At 68.9% G+C, this 5,970-nt stretch carries 4 protein-coding genes; 2 read left to right on the top strand and 2 right to left on the bottom strand.

Features of this window, described 5'->3' with window-relative positions:
• Window positions 1-692 (bottom strand): M48 family metalloprotease (locus tag AC08OP_RS19305; protein ID WP_476615470.1); only part of this gene is annotated, 692 nt, incomplete at its 3' end.
• Window positions 693-732: 40 nt separating this feature from the next.
• Entirely contained in the window at window positions 733-1,830 is a 1,098-nt protein-coding gene (locus tag AC08OP_RS19300; protein ID WP_476615469.1) for a Rossmann-like and DUF2520 domain-containing protein, read from the bottom strand.
• A 561-nt stretch (window positions 1,831-2,391) separates the two neighbouring features.
• On the opposite strand from AC08OP_RS19300, the gene AC08OP_RS19295 reads away from it, so the two are divergent.
• Window positions 2,392-4,278 carry a 2-oxoacid:acceptor oxidoreductase subunit alpha gene (locus AC08OP_RS19295; protein WP_476615468.1) on the top strand — a complete coding sequence of 629 codons (1,887 nt, stop codon included), beginning with the start codon at window positions 2,392-2,394 and terminating at the stop codon, window positions 4,276-4,278.
• Window positions 4,275-5,336: a 2-oxoacid:ferredoxin oxidoreductase subunit beta gene (locus AC08OP_RS19290; RefSeq protein WP_462203830.1), complete on the top strand. Its 1,062-nt coding sequence runs from the start codon at window positions 4,275-4,277 to the stop codon at window positions 5,334-5,336. The genes AC08OP_RS19295 and AC08OP_RS19290 overlap by 4 nt, the downstream gene beginning before the upstream one ends.
• The last annotated feature ends 634 nt before the right edge of the window (window positions 5,337-5,970 follow it).

The following is a 5,970-nucleotide window of genomic DNA, read 5'->3' as shown; positions in this document are numbered from 1 at the left end:
AGCTTGCGCAACGCGTTCGCCAGCCCGATCGGGTCACCGGTGAGCGTCGCGCCGGACTCGTCGGCCTGGTACTCCCGGGACCGACTGATCGCGAGCTGGATGATCGTCGCCGCGACGGGACCCAGGATCATCAGCAGCAGAAGCTCGAAGATGCCGGGACCGTCCTCATCGTCCCGCCCGCCGAAAATGGCCAGGAACTGAGCCATATTCGCCAGATAGACGATAATGCTGGCAAGGGCACCGGCCACCGAGGCGATCAGGATGTCCCGGTTGTAGACATGGCTGAGCTCGTGACCGAGAACGCCGCGTAGCTCACGATCGTCCATAATCTCCATGATGCCCTCGGTGCAACAGACCGCCGCGTTTCGCGGGTTACGGCCGGTGGCGAAGGCATTGGGCGCCCGGGTCGGACTGAGGTACAGCCGCGGCATGGGCATCCGGGCATTGCGGGCGAGATCCCCGACGATCGCGTAGAGCCGGGGCTGCTCGACCTGCGTCACGGGATAGGCCCGCATGGCCCGCAGGGCTATCCGGTCGGAGAAGAAGTAGGCGAAGCCGTTCATACCGACCGCGAGCACGAGCGCGATGACCAGACCTCCGCGCCCGAACAGCGAACCCACCACGATGATGGCGGCGGACAGCACGCCCAGCAGCAGCGCGGTCTTCAGACCGTTGAAGTGGCGGTGTGGCATGGCGATCAAGTGTCCGTCCTGTCGAACCGGTACACCTGTCTCAACGCGACGGCGCTGGCGGAACGTTCCCGTCGGGCGTGTGGCCACCGTCGCCCCCGGCCCGTACGGCCGCCGGCCCCCGGCGGGCCTTGCCCGCTCGGTCACCGAGCTCGTCCGGGACGGCTTCGCGCAGACGTGCGGCCACGGCCGGGTCGAGCAGCCCGACCCGTTCGAGCTCCTCCGCGGTAAAGATCGCCAATCGTCGGTACACGGCGGCGATCCGTGGATCCAGCCGGTCGAGCGCGGTCAGATGTGCCACGACGGTACCGAGATCACCGCGCCGCACCGGTCCGGTCGACGCCGACCAGCCGTCGGTCAGGGTGTTCGCCAGCGATGCCCGCAACAGCGGACCGAGCGCCGCGGCCGGATCGGGCACGCCCGCCGCGGCCAGCACCTCGCCGGCAGCCGCCACCAGGGTGGTCAGGAAGTTCCCGCCGAGCACGAGAGAGGCGTGGTAAAGATCCCGCCGGTCATCCGCGACGGGCAGAGCGATGCCGCCGACGTCGGTGACCAGGCGGCGGGCCAGCCCCTCGGCCACGGGATCGGCGGTGATCCCGAACGGGACACCGGCGAGGAGAGCGGAGTCCTCGATGATCCCCGGCAGGGTCATGATCGGATGAAGCGCGATACGGGCCGCGCCCACGTCACCGCCGGCCGCCAGGACGCCCAGACCGTGGCGCCCGCTGAGATGCACGAGTGTCCGGCCGGGCCCGACGGCTCCCGCCGCGGCCAGGTCCGTGACGACCGGCCCGATCGCGTCATCGGGCACGGCGACGAGGAGGACCTCGGCCCGCCCAGCGACCTCGGCCGCCCCGCCGACCCACGCGTCCGGGAACAGGTTCACGGCCCTCGATCGGTGCCACGGCGAGCGCACTCCCACGGCCACTACCGGATATCCGGCCGCCGCCAGGGCGAGGCCCAGCGCCGTGCCGGCCCGGCCCGGCCCGACGATTCCCACCTTTTCCCGTGGCCTGGCCTCCCGCGGCCCAGCACTCTCCCGCGGCCCAGCACTCGCGGCCGTGAACGAAGGTGCGCCGTCGGGCCGACCGTCATCCGGACCGCTCGCGGCATCCGACTGCTCGTCCGGGCTATGCGTCATGTCCCGATGCTCCCCGCTTCTGAGCGGGCCGCTTCTGAGCGGGCCGCCCCTGATACCTGACCACCCGCCGACCCCGGCCACCCGCACGGCCACCATGCCCCGACTCCGGGCCTCACCGGACATACAGCCACAAGCCACCAGGAGACTACAATCGGTAACATCTCGGATCAGGCCAGGTCGCCGGCAAGAGCGAGCTCACCGCTCCGGGCGCCCGACACAAAGATCACCCTGTCGATTCCCTGACACGCCAGGCCTCCCCCGAAATTGTGGAAAGCATTACCGGAAGCGCATTGAACCGGATCCGGCCGATCATCTCCATCGGGCGGTACACCCCTTCTGACCAGCGATATCAGGGTCAAGACCCGCCAGCCGGACGATCGCAACGACAAAGACTATATACGTAGAGTTGGCAAACAATCACCATACGGCGCGACAGATACGGAGACCGAGGTCGATCGTCGATCGTCCACGAGGATGGAGCGATCGAACTCGGCGGTACGGTGCGCGCGCATCATTGATACGGCCGGTAGGCTGGAACGGTACCCGAGGAGGTCACTGAAGGTGTCAGAGCAGGTCAGGGAGAGGGAGACCCGCCGGCTCGACCGGGTCGTCGTGCGCTTCGCGGGCGACTCCGGCGACGGTATGCAGCTCACCGGAGAACAGTTCACCAGCGAGACGGCAGCATTCGGCAACGACCTGTCGACGCTTCCGGACTTCCCTGCCGAAATCCGCGCCCCAGCCGGCACGCCGGCCGGCGTGTCCGGCTTCCAGCTACATTTTTCCGATCACGACATTCTCACCCCGGGTGACGCACCGGACGTACTGGTCGCGATGAACCCGGCGGCCCTGAAGGCGAATCTGAAGGACCTGCCGCCTGGGGCCAATCTCATTGTCAACACCGATGCATTCACCGGCAGCAACCTCAAGAAAGCCGGCTATACGACGGATCCACTGGCCGACGGCACACTGGATGCCTACACGGTGCATCGGGTGCCGCTCACCTCGATGACCATCAACGCGGTGCACGCCGCCGAGGGCGTCGGTAGCGGGGTCAACAAGAAGGAGGCCGAACGAGCGAAGAACATGTTCGCCCTGGGCCTCATGAGCTGGCTTTACCACCGGCCGACCGAGAGCACCGTCGGCTTCCTGGAGAAGAAGTTCGCCAAACGGCCCGAGATCGCCGCGGCGAACGTCGCGGCCTTCCGAGCCGGCTTCAACTACGGCGAGACCACCGAGTCCTTCTCGGTCACCTACGAGGTGGCGCCGGCCCGGATGAAGGCCGGTACCTACCGACGGATCACCGGGAACACGGCGCTGTCCTACGGTCTGATCGCCGCCGGCGAGCTGACCGGCCTGCCGGTGTTCCTCGGCTCCTACCCGATCACCCCGGCCTCGGACATCCTGCACGAGCTGAGCCGGCACAAGCGGTTCGGCGTGCGGACCTTCCAGGCCGAGGATGAGATCGCCGGCATCGGCGCCGCGCTCGGCGCCTCCTTCGGCGGGTCGCTCGGCGTGACGACGACCTCCGGCCCGGGTGTCGCGCTCAAGAGCGAGACCATCGGCCTCGCGGTCAGCCTCGAACTGCCGCTCATGATCGTCGACATCCAGCGCGGCGGCCCGTCCACCGGCCTGCCCACCAAGACCGAACAGGCCGATCTGCTCCAGGCGATGTTCGGCCGCAACGGCGAGGCTCCGGTTCCGATCGTCGCGCCGCGCTCCCCGGCGGACTGCTTCAACGCCGCGATCGAGGCCGCCCGCCTGGCTACCAAGTACCGCACGCCGGTGTTCCTGCTCTCCGACGGCTACCTGGCGAACGGCTCGGAGCCGTGGCTGCTGCCGACCCGCTCGGAGCTGCCGGACCTGAGCGTCGCCTTCGCCACCGAGCCGAACCACACCGGGCCGAAGGGGCCGGAGTTCTGGCCCTACCTGCGTGATGCGGAGACCCTCGCCCGGCCGTGGGCGGTCCCCGGCACGCCGGGCCTGGAGCACCGTATCGGCGGCATCGAGAAGTCGGACGGCCAGGGTGCCATCTCCTACGATCCGGCCAACCACGACCGGATGGTGCGGCTGCGCGCGGCGAAGATCGACGGCATCGCGAACGATGTCGCGCCGCTGGAGGTGGAGGACCCGTCCGGGCAGGCCCGGCTACTCGTCCTCGGCTGGGGCTCCACCTACGGCCCGATCGCGGCCGGCTGCCGCCGGGTCCGCGCCAAGGGCATGCACGTCGCTCAGGCACACCTGCGTCATCTCAACCCCTTCCCCGCCAACACCGGGGACATCCTGCGGTCGTACGACAAGGTGCTGATTCCCGAGATGAACCTCGGGCAGCTGCGGACCCTGATCCGGGCCGAGTACCTCGTCGACGCGATCGGCTACAACCAGGTTCGCGGGCTGCCCTTCAAGGCCGCGGAGCTGGCGGGCGTCTTGGAGGACGTGATCAACCAGTGACCGTCACGACGAATCGCAGCGGCATCAGTAACCGGCTGCTCGACTTGGTGCCGGCCGCGCCGGCCCAGCAGAGCCGCAAGGACTTCACCTCCGACCAGGAAGTGCGGTGGTGCCCGGGATGCGGCGACTACGCCATTCTCGCCACCGTCCAGGGCTTCCTGCCTGATCTCGGGGTGGCCCGGGAGAACATCGTCTTCATCTCCGGGATCGGCTGTTCCTCACGGTTCCCGTACTACCTGCAGACGTACGGGATGCACTCCATTCACGGCCGGGCACCGGCGATCGCCACCGGGCTCGCCGCCTCCCGTCCCGACCTGTCGGTCTGGGTCGTCACCGGGGACGGCGACGCCCTGTCGATCGGTGGGAACCACCTGCTGCACGCGCTGCGCCGCAACGTCAACCTGAAGATCCTCATGTTCAACAACCGGATCTACGGACTGACGAAGGGGCAGTACTCCCCCACCTCCGAGATCGGCAAGATCACCAAGTCGACGCCGTTCGGCTCGCTGGACCGGCCGTACAACCCCGTATCGCTGGCGCTGGGGGCGGAGGCCACGTTCGTCGGACGGTCCATCGACTCCGACCGGGCGCACCTGACCTCGGTGCTGCGCGCGGCCGCAGAGCACCCCGGCACCGCCTTCGTGGAGATCTTCCAGAACTGCAACATCTTCAACGACGGCGCCTTCGACGCGCTCAAGGAGCGGACCAGCCGGGACGACGTGACGCTGAAGCTGGCCCACGGCGAGCCCCTTGTCTTCGGCACCGAGGGCGACAAGGCCGTTCGACGGGCGCCGGACGGCAGCCTCGAGGTGGTCCCGGCGGGCAGCCCGGACGTCCTCGTCCACGACGCCTGGGCGGCCGATCCGAGCCAGGCGTTCGCGCTGTCCCGGCTCACCGGCGACTCGCACGGCGTCACCCCGATCGGCATCTTCCGCGACGTCGACGCGCCGACCTACGACGAGGCGTTGAACGCCCAGATCACCGACGCCAAGACCCGCCAGGGCGACGGGGACCTGATGTCGCTGATCGCCGGTGGGGAGACTTGGACCATCGAGTGATCTGAAAACCGTCCGCTGATCTGATCAGCACTCCACAGCCCGTGGCCCGGCCGTTCGCATTCTCCCGGTATCGAACCCGTGGCCATCCCGCGGCGGCTTCCTGTTTTCGGCGAACGTCCGATCCGACACTCCGGCCCCGCGCGCCGCGCCCCGGACGGCCCCGCGCCCCGGACCGCCGGGCAGAGCCCGCAGTACCACAGAACTATGTCATTGATAATGCCGCTTGGCAGCTATCTGCCGGGTAGTGCGCCACTCCGGCACCTTCCGGTAAGGTGACATCGCGCGTGGGGGTGCCGTGTGGCCCGGGGGGGCTCACAACACCGATGCAGCCGGAGGCGCAGTGCGGGTTCATCGAGCCCTATGCCCACGGTCCGTGGCGAGTCCGCGTTCGCCTATGGGCACCATCAGCATGACCGTTCCGATCACGGCCGGTCGCGCCGGGCAACCCCGCGGCTCGGTCGGCGTCGTCGTCCGGACCGCTCCCGGAGGTCGCCGTGGGTAATCATTCGGCCGGTCGGCATTCACGCCAGCGCCAGGAAGTCGCCAGGCAGGCCACCGGCCGCCATTCGGCCGCGGCACCGACGACCTCCACCGCGGCAGCCGCGTCGTTCCCACCGCCGACCCCGCCACGGCC

This window comes from Frankia sp. CeRuru1 (assembly GCF_977966315.1).
The sequence above is the reverse complement of the archived record's forward strand: the minus strand, read 5'-3'. Positions and strand labels throughout refer to the sequence as shown.